The sequence below is a fragment of the Streptomyces sp. URMC 123 genome (assembly GCF_051386515.1).
Classification (GTDB): Bacteria; Actinomycetota; Actinomycetes; order Streptomycetales; family Streptomycetaceae; genus Streptomyces.
On sequence record NZ_JBPQTV010000154.1, the window covers coordinates 1 to 15,044 of the forward strand.

Consider the following 15,044-nt stretch of genomic DNA (forward strand, 5'->3'; position numbering starts at 1 on the left):
GCACAGGGGCGGGGGCGGAGGCGGGAACAGGAGCGGGCACGGCGACCGTGCCCGGGCGGCCGTCCGATCTCGGCGCCCGGTCCTGGTGGGCGGTGTGGCGGCGCACCGGCAAGGAGTTCCTCGACGACGGGCTGCCCGACCGGGCGGCGGCCCTGACGTACTACAGCGTGCTGTCGCTGTTCCCCGCCCTGCTGGTGCTGGTGTCCCTCCTCGGGGTGGTGAGCGCCTCGGCGACGGACGAGATCCTGGGCGAGGTGCGCCGGCTCGCCCCCGGCGCCACCCGGGACATCCTCAGTGGCGCCGTGGAGCGGCTGCGGCACAGCGGCGGCACCGGCAGTGTGCTGGCCGTCGTGGGCCTGGCCGGCGCGCTGTGGTCCGCGTCCGGCTATGTCGCCGCGTTCATCCGGGCGGCCAACGCGGTGTACGACCTGCCGGAGGGCCGGCCGATCTGGAAGGTCACCCCGCTGCGGCTGGGCCTGACCCTGCTGCTGATGGTGCTGCTCGCCGCCGGTGCGGTGATCGTGGTGTTCACCGGCGCGGTGGCCGAGCGGGCGGGGCGGCTGATCGGCCTCGGGGACACCGCGCTGGCCGTCTGGGCGGTCGCCAAGTGGCCGGTGCTGGTGACGCTCGTGGTGGTGATGATCGCGCTGCTGTACTGGGCCGCGCCCAATGTGCGCGGGCGCGGCTTCCGCTGGCTGACCCCCGGGGGCGTGCTGGCGGTGGTGCTGTGGCTGGCCGCCTCGGCCGGTTTCGCGCTGTACGTGGCGAACTTCGGCTCGTACAACAAGATCTACGGCACCCTGGCGGGCGTCATCGTGTTCCTGATCTGGTTGTGGCTGACCAATCTGGCGATCCTGCTCGGCCTGGAGTTCGATGCCGAGCTGGCGCGGGAGCGGGCCATCTCCGGCGGCCACCCGGTGCACCGGGAGCCGTATGTGGAGCCGCGTGACACGCGCGCCTGGCCGCGCCGCCGACGGCGCGCGATGGAGGCGGGGGGCGAGGCCCCCGGTGACGGGTGACCCGGGACGGCGGCGCGGGGTGCCGCGCGCAGGGCGCGCTCCGCGCGGTCCGGCGCCGCGGGGTCGGGCGTCACGGGGCCCGGCGCCGCGGGATGGACGTCACGGGGCCCGGCGCCGCGGGACGGGCGTCACGGCCGGCCCCCGGGGCGGATCAGTTGCCCAGGTCCTGCCCGACCTTCAGCTGGCCCTCGGTCGCGGGGAGGGTGCCCACCCGGGCGCCCGGCGCCATGGTGCCGACGGTGCCGTACTGGTAGCACGGGTAGCGGACGCAGACGACCTCGTGCGCGGGGCCGTAGCGGACGGTGAAGTCGGTGCGGTTGACGGCGGACTTCGCCGAGTTCGGCACGGCCACGCCGTTCTGGTCGGCGCGCACGATGGTGGTGGCCGGGATGACGGTGAGCGTGCCGGTCAGATCGGCACCGCTGTAGGTGCACAGGCTGTTCGCCGGGCAGGCGGGAGCGGCCGGGGCGGCCGGGGCCGCGGCGGACTGGGCGGGCGCGGCGAAACCCACCGCACCCAGCATCAGGCCGGCAGCCGAGCCGAGAACGGCTATCGCACGCTTGCGGATCACGAGAGGACCTCCAACGTCGTTGTGGGAGTGGGCCGGTGGACCGAAACCACCGGCTCCGGATCGAACACCCGGGGCGAGTGCCATGTGCGGGCGGAGCAAAACCTAGCGCCGCCGAACCGGCACCCGTAATCGGCGGAGTGATCACCCCCGCAATCGCGTCACACCGCTCGCGGCTGGCGGAATGTTTCGTTCCAATGACCCGGCGCCGCCCGCTTGACCTGCGGTGATACCCGTTCGTAACACCCCTTTGACGCTGTGTTGACCACCCCTTGAGGGGCCGGTGACCATCGGCGAAGCCCTGGCGAACGCATGTCCGGACGTCCCGCCCATGCCTTCACTTTGGCTTGAAAATCACCAAAAACCTCTGCACCGGCCCTCGTTGACGATCTGATGCGGTCCGCGACGGAACGACGCCCTCCGCCCCGCTTCAGGCGCCCGTACGCTGTGCGATCCTGTGGGGGAGAACCCGTACCGCCGCACCACCCCGGAGAACCCCCGCCATGCCGCAGTCCGTCGACCGTGCGCTCGATGTGCTGGACGCGGTGGCCGAGTCCGCCGAGCCGGTGACGGCCAAGGCCCTCGCCCGCCGGCTCGGCTGCGGGCTGTCCACCGTGTACGACCTGCTCGGCTCGCTCACCGAGCGCGGACACCTGGTGCGGGCCGGCGGCGGCTATGCCCTCGGCCACCGCATCCCCGCGCTCCACCAGGCGTTCCAGCGCCAGCTCCGCGTCGACGACGGCATTCAGGAACTGCTGCTGCGGGTGCGCGGCGCCACCGGCGCGGACGCCCACCTCAGCGCGTACCGCGACGGGGAGATCTCCATCGTCGGCAGCACGGCGGCGCCCGCCCACTCCCCCTTCTCGCTGGGGCGGGAGACCCGGGCCCATGCCACCGCGCACGGCAAGACGCTGCTGTCCGCCCTGCCCCCGGCCGCCCGCCGCCGCTATCTGGACCGCGCCGGGATGCCGCGGCTGACCGAGAGCACCATCACCTCGGCGGAGCACCTGGACCGGGAGCTGCGCCGGGTCCGGCGCACCGGGGTGGCCGTCGAGATCGAGGAGTCGGTGCCGGGCTTCGCCTGCCTGTCCGTGCCCGTGCGGCTCGGGGGCGCGGCCGCCCCGGGGGCGGTCACGGCCCTGTCGGCGTCGGTGCCGCTGGAGATGTTCCTCGACGGGCGGGAGCGGCTGGCGGAGATCCTGCGCTCGGCCGCCCGCGAGGCCGCGGGGCCGGCCTGACCGGGCGTGCCCCCGGCTGCTCCCCGGCCGGCCCGGCCGGCGCGGGCGGGGGCACCGCTCAGCCGAGGCCCATGGGGTAGAGGTCGGGGCCGACGACGTGCGCCCTCGGCACCGGGTCGTGCTCGTCGTGGTGGAAGTGGCCCGCGTACCAGACCACCACGTCCTGGCCGTCCACGGACTCGCCGGTGACGAAGTCGTCCAGGTGCGCCCGGGAGAGCACGGGGTCGGTGGTGAACCCCTGGCCGTCGTCGATCTCCGTGCCCCGGTACCGCAGCACCCACAGGTCCCCGGCGCCGTACGCGTCGGCCGTGCCGTCGTGGGGCCCGGGCACGATGCGGTAGCCCTGCCCGGTGGCGCGGTTGACCACCCGCCACTGGCGGCGGCTCGCCACGTCGCGGAGCCGGCGCGTCTCCAGGCGGACGGGCGTCCAGGCCGCGGGGCCCGCCGGTGGGTCGGCGTACTCGTCCACCCGGTTGTCCGCGGCGCCGGCGATGTCGAAGTCCAGGCGCCAGTAGGCGTGGTGCGTGTGGACCCGGCAGGTGCACGGGTTGCTGACCCCGGCGAAGCCAAACCGGGGGCGGATCACCCCGTCGTCGGCGAGCCGCCAGTCGCTGATGTAGCGGTACCAGCCGGCCGCGAGCTCGCTGACGATCCGCAGCTCCGAGCCGTCGTGGTGGAAGGCGACCCCGCGGAAGTTCCCGGTGTCGCTGCCGCTCTCCAGGATGGTGCGCGGCGGCGTGTCGCACAGCCGGTAGCCGGGGCCGGCCGGGTCGCCGCCGCTCGCGGTGAAGCACGCCTCCTGGTTCTGCCAGTCGCGGTAGGTGGGGCCGCACCCGATGGCCTGCCCGTCCGCCCCGTAGCGCACGTTCAGGATCGGCACATGCGCCTGGAAGAGGACGCGGGTGCCCCGGTAGTCGACGAACCGCAGCTCCGCCCCCGAGCCGTTGGTGCCCGACGAGTGGGTGGGGCGGGTGACGACCAGATGCCACAGCTCGGTGGCGCCCCGCAGCACCCGGACCCGTACGGAGTGGTGGCCGGGGGTTTCGGGGCAGTCGTCCGCGGGCGGGGTGGTCTCGCACTCGTCGGCCACGGCGGCGGGCACGCCGGCCGGCTCGTGGATCACCGCGCCGTCGCGGGCGCGCACCCCGACGACGCGGTGCCGCGGCACCCCCGCGGGGTCGCGCAGCCCGACGGTCACCACGCGCTCGGCGGAACCGTCGGGGTGTTCGATGTCGGCGAGCGGCGGCATGGGGCGGTAGACCCGTACGCCCTCGCGGGCCAGCACGGCGCCGATCTCGGGGTCGGCGCGCAGCGCCGCCACCGCGCGGGCGAACTCCTCGGCGTCCGGCCGGGGCCGGTACCGCACGGAGCGCACCGCCGCGTCGCCGACGGCGTCCAGGCGCCCGGTGACCACCGCGGACCGGTAGGAGGCGGGGTCGTGCACCACGGCCCGGAACGGGGCGTCGGGCCCGGCGTCCTTGGCCAGCAGCCGGAAGTCCGCGAGGCGCGGCCGCGGGCCGGGCAGCCGCTCGCGCACCGCCGACAGGCCCGCGATCTCGTCGGCGAGCGCCTGGCGGGCGTCGTCCTGGGCCTCGTACGGTTCGATCCGGATGGTGACCGGCTCGTCCACACCAACACCCCCCACGCCCCGGGCCCTCGCCTCGCGCGCACGAGCGGCGGGCCGCGGCCGGGCGGCACGCCGGGTCGGCGTACCGGCGCGTCGGCCGCGCGCCGTCGCGGCGCCCGACCGAGCATGCAGGGCCCGGCGGTGGCGCCGCCACGGCGTGCGGGCGGGCGCCGGAGGCGTCGCGCGGGCGGGCCGGGCCCGGCGCCGGCCGGCTCGTACCCCTCGTGTCCCGGCGCGCGGCGCCCCCGCCGCCCGCCGCCCGGCACACGCGCGCCGGGGCGGGGCCCACGCCGGGAGGCCCGGTGTCAGAGCCCGCGGGCGCGGCGGAAGCGGGTGGTGGCCTCGGCCAGGTCGACGAGCGGCTCGGGGTAGTCCAGGGCCGCGCGGTCGGGCCCGGGCAGCAGCCAGGGGCGGTGCACGGCCGCGCCGGGCACCCGGGCGAGCTCCGGCACCCAGCGGCGCACATACGTCCCGTCCGGGTCGAAGCGCTTGGCCTGGGCGAGCGGGTTGAGCACCCGGTTGGGGCGGGTGTCCGTGCCGGTGCCGGCCACCCACTGCCAGTTGAGCTGGTTGTCGGCCACGTCGCCGTCGACGAGATGGGCCAGGAAGTGGTCCGCGCCGATCCGCCAGTCGACGTAGAGGGTCTTGGCGAGGAAGCTCGCGGTGAGCAGCCGGGCCCGGTTGTGCATCCAGCCCTCGTGCAGCAGCTGGCGCATGGCCGCGTCGACGAGGGGGTAGCCGGTGCGGCCCGCGCGCCAGGCGCGCGCCTCCTCGCCGTCCGGCAGCCAGCGGTCGTGGCGGGTGCGCAGATCGCGGACGGCGGCGTCGGGCCGGGCCGCGAGCACCTGGTGGTGGAAGTCGCGCCAGGCCAGCTGCCGCTCGAACGCGGCCGCGCCGGGGCCGCCGGCGGCGCGCGCCCGGCGCACCGGCTCCGCCGGGGAGAGGCAGCCGAAGTGGAGGTAGGGCGAGAGCCGGGAGGTGGCGTCGGCGGCGAGGTCGTCCTGCCGGTCTGCGTACCGGTCGAGGCCGGAGGCGCACCAGGCGCGCAGCCGGGCCCGGGCGCGGCTCTCGCCGCCGAGCGGCCGGCCGGGCGCCGTCCCCCGTACGGCCGCGGACGGCAGCGGCGCCGAGCGTGCCTCCTCGGGCACGGTCACGGTGCGCGGGGGGCCGAGCGCCGCCGGCACGCCCTCGGCCTGCCAGCGGCGGAAGTAGGGCGTGAACACGGCGAAGTGGTGCTTTCCGGCGGGGGCGACGGCCCCGGGCGCGAGCACCGTGGTGACGCCGTCGTGGACGCGCAGCTCCCGCCGCTCGCCGGCCAGCGCGGCCCGCAGCCGCCGCTCGCGCCGCTGGGCGTAGCGGCTGACCCCGCCGGCGAGGTGCACCCGCTCGGCGCCGGTCTCGGCGGCGACCCGGCAGGTCTCCTCGACGACCTCGCCGGTGCGCAGCACGAGGCGGCCGCCGCGGATGCGCAGGGCGGCGTCGAGGTCGGCCAGGCACTCGGCGAGGAAGGCGGCCCGGTTGGGGACGGCGAAGCCGGTGGCGGCGATGCCGCTGTCGAGGACGAACAGCGGTACGACCCGGTCCGCGCCGGCGAGGGCGGCGCGGAGCACGGGGTTGTCGTGCAGTCGCAGATCGGCGGTGAACAGCGCGATGGCCACCGCCGCCCGGCGCGGTCTCGTCATGCGCCCGATGATTCGGGGCCGGGGCGGCGGTGGCGGGGTGACAGGCCGGGCGGGCGGTGAATTTCCCACCTCGGCGACGCGGCTGGAGTACGGACCTAGCAGGGGATGCGGAAGGGGGCGCGGGCCTGGCCCGCGCGCATGACGAGGGCGGCCTCGGGCCGGGGACGCCGGCGGCCGTCGCCGTCCACGACCGGGGCGGGGTCGACGATCCGCCCGATCCGCGCACCGGCGGCGGTGTACCGCTTCACGCTCACCCGGTTCAGGGGGGCGGGCGTGAGCACCTTGCGGGCCTTGACGAAGGCGATGAAGCTCTCGAAGTCCCTCAGGTGCCGGACCGGGTCCCGGAAGCCGGTGAACGCGGTGTAGCCGTCCTGGCCGAGCAGGGTGTACGAGGTGGCCGCGAGCCGGTACGCGCGCCCGGGGTCCAGCGGCTCGCCGTTGATGAGCACATCGGCGGGGTCGACCCGGTCGCCGACCGGCCCCGCCGCGTCGAAGGCGTAGCGGACGTTGTGCGAGACGGCCAGCGGCGCGTAGCGCAGTTCGCCGCCGGTGCCCGGGGTCCACTGCTGTTCGAGGGCGTCGTGGAGCTGGGCGCCGGTGACGGTCACGGTGAGGATGGGGTCGCCGTAGCCGATGGCGTCCCAGGCCTGTCCGAAGGTGACGGTGCCCTTGGAGGGCAGGTCGTAGACGAGGTCGGCGCCGATGACGCACTGGCCGACGCGCGGGGCGATGGCGACCAGGGCGAGGTCGGCGGGGGTGTTGGGGTGGGGGTTGCCGTCGCCGATGGGGCCCAGGGCGCGGCGGCCCGCCCAGAACGCCCAGTCGGCGGCGAGGTCGCCCATGGTGGACTCGCCCTCGGGGGTGCGCCGCTGGGTGAAGGAGGCGGTCTGCCGGCCCAGCGGCACCAGGGAGCGCTGGGTGCCGGAACCGGCCCAGTAGTCGGCCACCTCCTTGAGCTCGGGGTGCGGGGCGACGTCCCGAGTGTTGGGGTGGTTGGTGGCGGTGGTCAGGGCCCGCACGACCTTGCCGGTCGTGCGGTCGAGGCGCAGGTTGATCTCGCTGATCAGCTGGCCGTAGCAGCCGGCCTCGACGAAGGGCCGGGGCACGCCGTGGGGGTCGGGCACCATCATGTTGAACCGGGTGTGCCAGTGCCCGGTGATGATGGCGTCGATGTCGGGCGAGACCTTCAGCGCCAGGTCGTAGGCGGGCCCGGAGGGGTTGGTCCCGCTGTTGAAGTCGCCGCCGGCCACCGCGCCGTCGTGCATGCTCAGCACGATCGCGTTGACCCCGCGGGCCTTCAGCTCGGCGGCGACGCGGTTGGCGGTGGCCAGCTCGTCGAGGGTGTCGAGGGCCGGCTGGTAGGAGGTGGGGAAGGTGTCGGAGCCGATGGCGGTGAGGTGGATGAAGCCGATCGGGAGCCTGCGGCCGCCGCCGGCGTCCACCCATTCGATGTTGTACGGCGGCAGCAGCGTCCGGCCGGTGTCCGACCAGACCCAGTTGGCGCAGTAGTAACGGAAGTCGGCGCCGTCGAACCGCTGTCCGCTGGAATCGATGAAGGCGTCGTCCCAGCCGATCTTCGGATACGGGATTCCCCGCACCATGTGTTCGGTCAGGAAGCCGGGTGAACGGTCGAGTTCGTGATTGCCGGCGGTCGCGAAGTCCAGGCCCATGCGGTTGAGCGCCTCGATGGTGGGTTCGTCCGCGAAGGCCGCGGCGTCGAATTCCCAGCCGGCGAACAGATCTCCGGGTGCGAGAAAGAAGGAGTTCGCGCGCCCGGCCCTGAGCCGTTCGAGATGGGCGGCCATATAGGCCACCCCGCCCACGGTGTACTTCGTGCCCCCGGCACCGGTGATCACGGCATTGCCGCCCGGCGCGGCCTGCAGATAGCCGTGCAGATCGGTGATGTTGAGCAGCTGCACGTCGACGTACTCGTTCGCCGTGGCGGCGTCCCGGGCGTCGCTCGACGCGTAGCCGGGGGTGCCGACGGCGACCGTGGTGGCGGCCGCTCCGGCCGCGGTGAGAAACGTTCTTCGTCCGATTTCCCGCACCATGAGCCGCACTCCTGACCGTACGAGGCACAGAGCCATCCAGCAGAGGGGGAGAACCCGTTCAGTGAAGCCCCGTCACGGGAGCCTGAGGGCCACCGCGAGACGACTGGTACATGAACACATGACGGCCGATTCATGGCCTGCTTCCGGAAGTTAGCAAAGGGAGAAGCGGCCGAGAACCCACCTGTCCGGAGCCGCAGAATTCCGCCTCGACGAGCGCCCGGTGGTCGATGTCCCCGTGGGCATTGGCCGTGAAGGCGGCGATGTGGTCGCCGTCCCCGGTGGCCGTCACGCTGGTGACCGCGCCCTGGATGCCGCCGTCGTGCCCCCACACCGTCGTGCCGCAGGACAGCCGCCACTCGATCAGCCCGAGGCCGTACGCCATCGAGCCGGTGCGGTCGACGGGGACGGTGGTGCGCATCTCGGCGAGCTGGCGGGCGGGCAGCAGCCGGCCGCGCAGCAGCGCGCGGTAGAAGCGGTTGAGGTCACCGACCGAGGAGATCATCTCCCCCGAGGCGCCGGCCTGGGAGGGGTTCAGCTCGGTGACGTCGTGGCGCCGGGCGCCGGCTCCGGCGGAGTAGTCGGTGTAGCCCCGGCCGGCGGGGCGCGGCATCCGGTGGTCCGTGCCGGGCAGGCGGGTGGCGCGCAGGCCGAGCGGCTCGATGATCCGGCGCTCGATCTCCCGGGCGTAGGGGCGGCCGGTGACCTTCTCGATCAGCAGGCCGGCGATGACGTAGTTGGTGTTGGAGTAGCTCCAGCCGGTGCCGGGCGGGAAGAGCGGGGCGTGGGCCATCGCGGCGCCGATCAGCCGCCGCGGGGGGTAGGTGGCGAAGCGGTGGGCGAGGAACTCCTCGGTGAAGAACCGCCGGGCGAGCCGGGGGTCCTCGGTGTAATTGTAGATGCCGCTGGTGTGGTTGAGGATCTGGCGCACGGTGATGCGGGACCCGTCGTGGCCGTGGCCGCGGACCAGGCCGGGCAGCCGGCTCTCCAGGGTGTCGTCGAGGTCGAGCCGGCCCTCGGCCTGCAGTTGCAGCACGACCGTCGCCACGAACGTCTTGGTGAGGCTGCCGATCCGAATGTGCTCGGCCGGGCGGCGGGGGCGGCCGGTGCGGATGTCGGTCACTCCCGCGGCGGCGTGCCAGACGTGGTCGCCGGGGTGGCTGCGGGTGTCGCCGGTACGGGAGCCGGCATGGGAGCCGCTACGGGGTTCGGTGCGGGGTTCGGTGCGGCCGTCGTCCGGGCCGCCGGCGACCCGGACCTCCGCCAGGACCCCCGGCACCCCCGAGCGCACCATGGTCTCCATGGCGGCCCGCGCCGCGGAGTGGTCCGGGGCCCGGTCGGGCGCGGGGGCTCTGGCCGCCGGGCCGGTGAACGCGGCGCCCGCCAGCATGGCCGTGGCCGTCGCCCCGAGCAGCGGGGCGCGCAGGGTGCGCCGGGCGACGAGCCGTGAGGTGGGCCGGGCGAGCATGGGCATGGGTCCCCCTGGGTGCGGTGGTGCGACGTCCGGGTCCGGTCCGGCGTCCCACGGCGACGCCGCGGCGAGGACACTCCCCGGGACCGGGCCGCTTCCATCGGTACCGGGTGATGATGGGACTCATGTGGTGAAACAGCGATGATTCAGCCGTTCGTGGCGAGAGCCCCACCGCGGGGGGCGCGGCAGAGGTCCGGCCACCACGCGGGGTCGCCGCCCTCGATCCGCCGCAGCAGCACCCCTTCGCGCAGCGCCCAGGGGCAGACCGTCACCTCGTCGACGCCCATCGACCGCATCAGCGTGTGCGCCACCACCGCCCCGGCGAGCGACTGCCGGGCGCGGGCCGCCGAGATCCCCGGCAGCGCGGCCCGCTGGCTCGCCGTCAGCCCGGCCAGCCGCCGTACGGCCGCCCGCAGGTCCGAGCGGGCGAGCCGGCGGGCGACGAAGGGGCCGCGCCGGGCCGGCGCGGCCCCGCACAACCGGGCGAGCTGCTGGAAGGTGCGGGAGGTGCCGACCGCCGCCCCCGTGCCCTCCCAGCGCAGCCGCGCCGCGACCTCCTGAAGTTCGCCGCGGACGTGCCGGCGCAGCGCTCGTACGCCGCCGCGCTCGGGCGGGTCCTGGGCGGCGAAGTGCTCGCGCGTCAGCCGGCCCGCGCCCAGCGGCAGACACGCCCGGAAGTCGGGGTGGCTGCCGCGCCCGAACGCGACCTCCAGGGAGCCGCCGCCGATGTCGAACAGGGTCATGGAGCCGATGCGCCAGCCCATCCAGCGGCGGGCGGCCAGGAAGGTGAGCTCCGCCTCCGTCTCGCCGGGCAGGACGGCGAGCTCCGCCCCGGCGCCCTCGCGCACCGCTTCGAGGACCGCGCACCGGTTGGGGGCGTCGCGCACCACGGCCGTGGCGTAGCCGAGCAGTTCGTCGACGCCCCACCGGCGGGCGGTGGCCCGGGCCGCGGAGACGGCCTCGACCAGGCGGGAGACCGACACCTCGTCGAGCCGGCCCGTGGCGTCGAGGGTCTCGGCGAGCCGCAGCCGCACCCGGTGCCGGTGGACGGGGAGCGGGGCGCCGCCGACCGCGTCGCAGACCTGCAGATGCACGGTGTTCGAGCCCACGTCCAGCACACCCAGCCGCATAGGCCACCCCCTACCCTGGCCCGCGGCGGAAATGCTCTCGGCGCGGCGCGCTCCGGGGGCGGCGGGCGGGCGCGGGGCCGGCCCGGTCGGACGCCGGCGTACGGCGACGCCGGGCGGCGGACGGTGGTGTACGACGGCGGACGGTGGCGTATGACAGTGAACGGGCGTGCGTGAAAGGCGCGTGAGGGGGTACGAACGCGCCCCGGCGGCGCCCCTTTCGGCCGACCTGGATCGGCCGACTCCGCTCCCCGCCCGCCACGCGCGACGTGCGGCCCCGGCACACGGGCGGCGGGAACTCGGCCGTACGGCATGTCGGAGCCGTCGGTTCCGGCCGGGTCCGGGAACATGCTCATGGCAGGAAGCGGTCGCCGCATGTGCGTTCATGCTCCGAGCGAGCAAGACTCGCGTCCGTTATCTGCACCCTCGACCAAGGAGTGTTCGGAATGCGGACCATCGGCCGTGGAACCGTACTGGGTGTCGCACTGGGGCTGACCTGCCTCGCGGGTGGTGCGGGCCTCGCGCAAGCGGCGGACGCGCCGGAGCCCCGCAGGTACGCCGCCCCCAACGCGATGGTGCTGACCGTGGGGCAGGGGGAGGACCCGCAGACCGCTCCTGTGCGCCGCGCCGTGCTGCTGAGCTGCGCGCCCACGCCGCACGGCGACCACCCCGACCCCGCGGCGGCCTGCGCGGAACTGCGCGCCACCAACGGCGACTTCGCCCCGCTGACGGCGGTGGCACCGGACCGGGCGTGCACGCTCGACTGGAACCCCGTCACGGTCACCGCCGAGGGCGTCTGGGAGGGCCGGCGCGTCTCCTACGCCCACACCTTCCCGAACAGCTGCGCGAAGGACGCCACGGAGAGCAGCGTCTTCGCCTTCTGACGCCCCGTCGGGCACCCCGCGGGTCCGGCCCCTCCCCCTCCCCGCCGGAAACCGCTGGGCGTGACGAGGCGTACGGAGCCCTGCGGGGCTCGCCGGGCCCACCCGCTGTCCCGGGTGGGGCCCGGGCGTGTCACGACTCCGTCCCGGGAGGAACCGAAGCGGTGCGCGCCCGTGTGTCCCCCGGCACGCGGGCGCCTCGGTGGGGAGGCTCCCGGAGCAGTCCCCGGGGGGAACGATGGACGGCACGAGCGGGAGCGCGGCACGGCGGCTCGCCCGGAGGACGGCCGCCGCGGTGGTCGCGCTGACGGCGGTGGCGACGGTCGCGGGAGGCGCGGTCGCGCCCGGCGCGGCGGCGAAGGCCGGGCCGGCGGGGCCGCCCGCCGGGTTCGGCGGCGCCTGCGTGTTCGTCAAGCCGGACGGCGCCCAGCGGCTGGGCCACGTGGGCTGGGGGTTCAAGGTCACCGGCACCGACCGCTGGGTGTACGGGGCGGTGGAGAACCCGAGCAACCGCCTGTACACCCCGCCGGGCGGCGACATCGGCGCCTGGCACGCGCGGGGCGACTTCCGGCGGATGCTGCGCGACATGGCGCGGGGCACGTACTACCCGGGGGGCCGGCCGGAGCAGTCCTACACGCGCTATCGCTGCACGGGCACGCCGACCGCCGATGTGCGCGGCGCGCGGGCGATGATCCCCGTCGTGGAGCGCCGGGGCTTCCTGGTGGGCCGCGACCCCCGCACGGGCGGGTTCGGCTCCCGGGACTGCCTCGACGCGGTCCACGACGTGCTCAGGGCCTACCGCACCCGCGGCCTGCCGGGGGCGCACCCGGCGATGATCCCCAACGTCTGGGTGGCGAGCCTGACCGGTTGGACGGACCGCCGCCTGCGTCCGTGACCACGGCGCCCATCGGCCATCCGGTGGGCGCCGTTCGCCGCCTACGCCTTGCCGGACGCTCCTTCCGGAGGGCCGGTCATGAGCCGGAGCCGGACCTCGAACTCGTGCTCGCCGGAGATCGTGCCCTGCATCTCGGAGGCGAGGACCCGCGACAGGGCCTCCCGCACCTGGCGCACCGGCTGGTACTCGCCGAAGAGATGGGCCACCACCGGCGCGGACAGCGTCACGGGGCCCGCCGGCGCACCGTGCCGGCGGGCGTCCAGGGTCATGCACCACACCGAGGGGTTGGCCGTCCCCGGGCGGGACGCCTCCCGCATCTCGCCGAGTCCCGGGCCCTCGGCCGGGAACGCCGCCTCCAGGGCGCCGAAGACCGCCTCCGCGTCCTGCCGGGTACAGCCGGTGAGATGGACATCGACGTGAGCCGCGCTCTCCTGGGTGTTCATGGCCCGGTGCTCCTCTGCCGTCGCGGACGAGCCGTTCGCCGCGTGCCGTTCGCCGCGTCCCGTTCGGGCGGGCCGCCGCCGGCCGCGCCGCTGCCCGGTGCGCCGGCTCCCGCTCCGCCCGATGGTGCTGCTCCCTACCGACGGTAGGAGAGTGCGGGCCGCGCAGCGCGGCGGGGCGGGCCAAACGTGGCGGGCGGGGCCGGTCAGTCCTGGAAGACCAGGGTCCGCTGGGGCCGCGCCGGGACGGACGAGCCGGAGAAGTTCCGCTCGACCGCCTGCTTCTCCGCCGCGTCCGGATAGGGGTTCGTGCAGGACACCCCGGCGGAGGAGCCGGACATCAGGCTCGAACAGGGGCCCGGCTTCCTGTCGGGCAGGCCCAGGATGTGGCCCAGTTCGTGAGCGGCGATCCGGACCGTGTCGTACCCCTGGTTCACCGCCTGCCGGCCCATGTAGACCGTGCCGTTGCCCAGGCTCGTCGTCACCGCGCGGGGCCAGCCGTTGTCGGCGACGATCCGGATGTTGGCGCGCTGCCCCGCGGGGGCCGGGACCAGTTCGACGTTGGCCACGCTGTCGTTCCAGATCGTCACCCCCTGGCGCACCGCGCCGGCGAACTCGGCGGCGCCCTGGGCGTTGTAGGTGAGGACGCGCGCGGCGACCGCCCGGTCCTCGGCGGGCGGGGGCGCCGCGGCGGCGAGGGCCGGGCCGCTCACCAGGCCGCATGCCGACAGACCCACGACGACCACCGCGCGTACGACGTTGCCGAACATCACGATCGGCCTCCTGGCAAGAGAGAAGTGGGGGGATGGACATGGACATGACATCCACGCCCGCCCTTCACTGTCGATGCGCCGCCCGACCGCGTCAACCGTTCGAACGCGCTGTCCCGCGAATGCTCGGGCGTACGGGCGCCTCACCGTACGGGCGATCCGGCCGGCGCGGCGGCGACGCGCCGGCCCGTCGACTCACTGGTCGGGCGGCGACTCGTCCCGGAACACCTTGGTGACGATCTCACCGTCGCGCGTCAGATAGCCGTGCAGCATGCCCTCGCTGCTGTGCGGCGCGTCGAACACGCCGTCGCGGTCGAGGGCGATGACCCCGCCGAGGCCGCCGAGTGCCGCCAGCCGCCGGACCACCACCTCGTACGCCGCCGAGGCCACGTCGAGGCCCCGGAACTCCATCAGATGGGAGACGGTCACCGCCGCCGCGCCGCGGATGAAGACCTCGCCCTGGCCGGTGGCGCTCACCGCGGCGGTGTCGTTCCTGGCGTAGGTGCCGGCCCCGATGACGGGCGAGTCGCCGACCCGGCCCACCATCTTGTTGGTCAGGCCCCCGGTGGACGTGGCGGCCGCGAGGTCGCGCGCCCGGTCGACGGCCACGGCGCCCACCGTCCCCATCGCCTGCTCGTCCCGGCCCGCGGACCGGCCGCCCCGCCCCGCGGCCTTGCCCCCGACGGCCGCGGCCTTCCCCTCGCCGCCCGCCGCGGACCCGCCGCCCCGGGCGCCGGGCTTCTTCGCCTCCAGCAGGGCGTCCCAGCGCTTCTGGGTCCAGTAGTAGTCCTGCGTGACGGTGGGCAGGCCGTTGCGGGCGGCGAAGTCGTCCGCCCCCTCCCCCGCGAGCAGCACATGCCGGGTGCGCTCCATCACCAGCCGGGCCGCCGAGACGGGGTTGCGGACGTTCCTCACCCCCGCGACCGCCCCGGCCGCCAGGTCCGACCCCCGCATCACGGACGCGTCCAGCTCGTGCCCCGCGTCCTCCGTGAACACCGCGCCCCGGCCGGCGTTGAACATCTCGTCGTCCTCCAGCACCCGGACCGCCGCCTCGACGGCGGCCACGCTCCCGCCGCCGCGCCGCAGCACGTCCCCGCCGGCGCGCAGGGCCGCGGCCAGCCCCTCGCGGTAGGCGCGCTCCGTCCTCGGGTCGGTCTCGCCCCGGACGAGCGCGGTGCCGGCGCCGCCGTGGACGGCCAGGACCACGTTCCGGGCGTCGGGGCCCGGGGGCCCGCCGGGCCCCGAGCGCCGACCCGGCCCCGGTCACGGTTCCGGACC

General features: G+C 75.6%; 13 protein-coding genes. 4 read left to right on the top strand and 9 right to left on the bottom strand.

The window, feature by feature from the left end; all coding sequences use genetic code 11:
- The first annotated feature begins 47 nt into the window (after nucleotides 1-47).
- Entirely contained in the window at nucleotides 48-1,019 is a 972-nt protein-coding gene (locus ACSNOD_RS18575) for a YihY/virulence factor BrkB family protein (RefSeq protein ID WP_436768099.1), read from the top strand.
- Nucleotides 1,020-1,170: 151 nt separating this feature from the next.
- On the opposite strand, the gene ACSNOD_RS18580 is transcribed toward ACSNOD_RS18575, so the two are convergent.
- A complete protein-coding gene (locus ACSNOD_RS18580) occupies nucleotides 1,171-1,590 on the bottom strand; it encodes a peptidase inhibitor family I36 protein (RefSeq protein WP_436768089.1) in 420 nt (139 codons plus the stop codon).
- Between the two features lie 500 nt (nucleotides 1,591-2,090).
- Between ACSNOD_RS18580 and ACSNOD_RS18585 the strand changes: the two genes are divergently transcribed.
- A complete protein-coding gene (locus tag ACSNOD_RS18585; protein ID WP_436768090.1) occupies nucleotides 2,091-2,825 on the top strand; it encodes an IclR family transcriptional regulator in 735 nt (244 codons plus the stop codon).
- Between the two features lie 58 nt (nucleotides 2,826-2,883).
- Here ACSNOD_RS18585 and ACSNOD_RS18590 read toward each other — a convergent pair whose 3' ends face one another.
- The 5 genes from ACSNOD_RS18590 to ACSNOD_RS18610 all read right to left on the bottom strand — a co-directional run bounded on the left by ACSNOD_RS18590 (nucleotide 2,884) and on the right by ACSNOD_RS18610 (nucleotide 10,783).
- Nucleotides 2,884-4,455, bottom strand: a complete 1,572-nt coding sequence (locus ACSNOD_RS18590) for a hypothetical protein (protein ID WP_436768091.1) — start codon at nucleotides 4,453-4,455, stop codon at nucleotides 2,884-2,886.
- 302 nt (nucleotides 4,456-4,757) lie between these two features.
- Nucleotides 4,758-6,134: a cryptochrome/photolyase family protein gene (locus ACSNOD_RS18595; RefSeq protein ID WP_436768092.1), complete on the bottom strand. Its 1,377-nt coding sequence runs from the start codon at nucleotides 6,132-6,134 to the stop codon at nucleotides 4,758-4,760.
- 95 nt (nucleotides 6,135-6,229) lie between these two features.
- Nucleotides 6,230-8,185 carry a bifunctional metallophosphatase/5'-nucleotidase gene (locus ACSNOD_RS18600; RefSeq protein ID WP_436768093.1) on the bottom strand — a complete coding sequence of 652 codons (1,956 nt, stop codon included), beginning with the start codon at nucleotides 8,183-8,185 and terminating at the stop codon, nucleotides 6,230-6,232.
- 130 nt (nucleotides 8,186-8,315) lie between these two features.
- Nucleotides 8,316-9,650, bottom strand: a complete 1,335-nt coding sequence (locus ACSNOD_RS18605) for a serine hydrolase domain-containing protein (protein ID WP_436768100.1) — start codon at nucleotides 9,648-9,650, stop codon at nucleotides 8,316-8,318.
- Nucleotides 9,651-9,799: 149 nt separating this feature from the next.
- Nucleotides 9,800-10,783 carry a Ppx/GppA phosphatase family protein gene (locus tag ACSNOD_RS18610; RefSeq protein WP_436768094.1) on the bottom strand — a complete coding sequence of 328 codons (984 nt, stop codon included), beginning with the start codon at nucleotides 10,781-10,783 and terminating at the stop codon, nucleotides 9,800-9,802.
- Between the two features lie 443 nt (nucleotides 10,784-11,226).
- Here ACSNOD_RS18610 and ACSNOD_RS18615 point away from each other — a divergent pair, with 443 nt between their 5' ends.
- Nucleotides 11,227-11,664, top strand: coding sequence for a subtilase-type protease inhibitor (locus ACSNOD_RS18615; protein WP_436768095.1), 438 nt, complete (start codon nucleotides 11,227-11,229; stop codon nucleotides 11,662-11,664).
- A 235-nt stretch (nucleotides 11,665-11,899) separates the two neighbouring features.
- Nucleotides 11,900-12,556, top strand: a complete 657-nt coding sequence (locus ACSNOD_RS18620) for a hypothetical protein (RefSeq protein ID WP_436768096.1) — start codon at nucleotides 11,900-11,902, stop codon at nucleotides 12,554-12,556.
- A gap of 41 nt (nucleotides 12,557-12,597) precedes the next feature.
- Here the strand turns inward: ACSNOD_RS18620 and ACSNOD_RS18625 are convergent, their stop codons facing one another.
- The 3 genes from ACSNOD_RS18625 to ACSNOD_RS18635 all read right to left on the bottom strand — a co-directional run bounded on the left by ACSNOD_RS18625 (nucleotide 12,598) and on the right by ACSNOD_RS18635 (nucleotide 14,972).
- On the bottom strand, nucleotides 12,598-12,999 hold the full coding sequence (locus ACSNOD_RS18625) for a hypothetical protein (protein ID WP_436768097.1): 402 nt from the start codon (nucleotides 12,997-12,999) through the stop codon (nucleotides 12,598-12,600).
- A 203-nt stretch (nucleotides 13,000-13,202) separates the two neighbouring features.
- On the bottom strand, nucleotides 13,203-13,766 hold the full coding sequence (locus tag ACSNOD_RS18630; protein ID WP_436768101.1) for a snapalysin family zinc-dependent metalloprotease: 564 nt from the start codon (nucleotides 13,764-13,766) through the stop codon (nucleotides 13,203-13,205).
- A gap of 195 nt (nucleotides 13,767-13,961) precedes the next feature.
- A complete protein-coding gene (locus ACSNOD_RS18635) occupies nucleotides 13,962-14,972 on the bottom strand; it encodes an isoaspartyl peptidase/L-asparaginase family protein (protein ID WP_436768098.1) in 1,011 nt (336 codons plus the stop codon).
- Nucleotides 14,973-15,044: the final 72 nt, after the last annotated feature.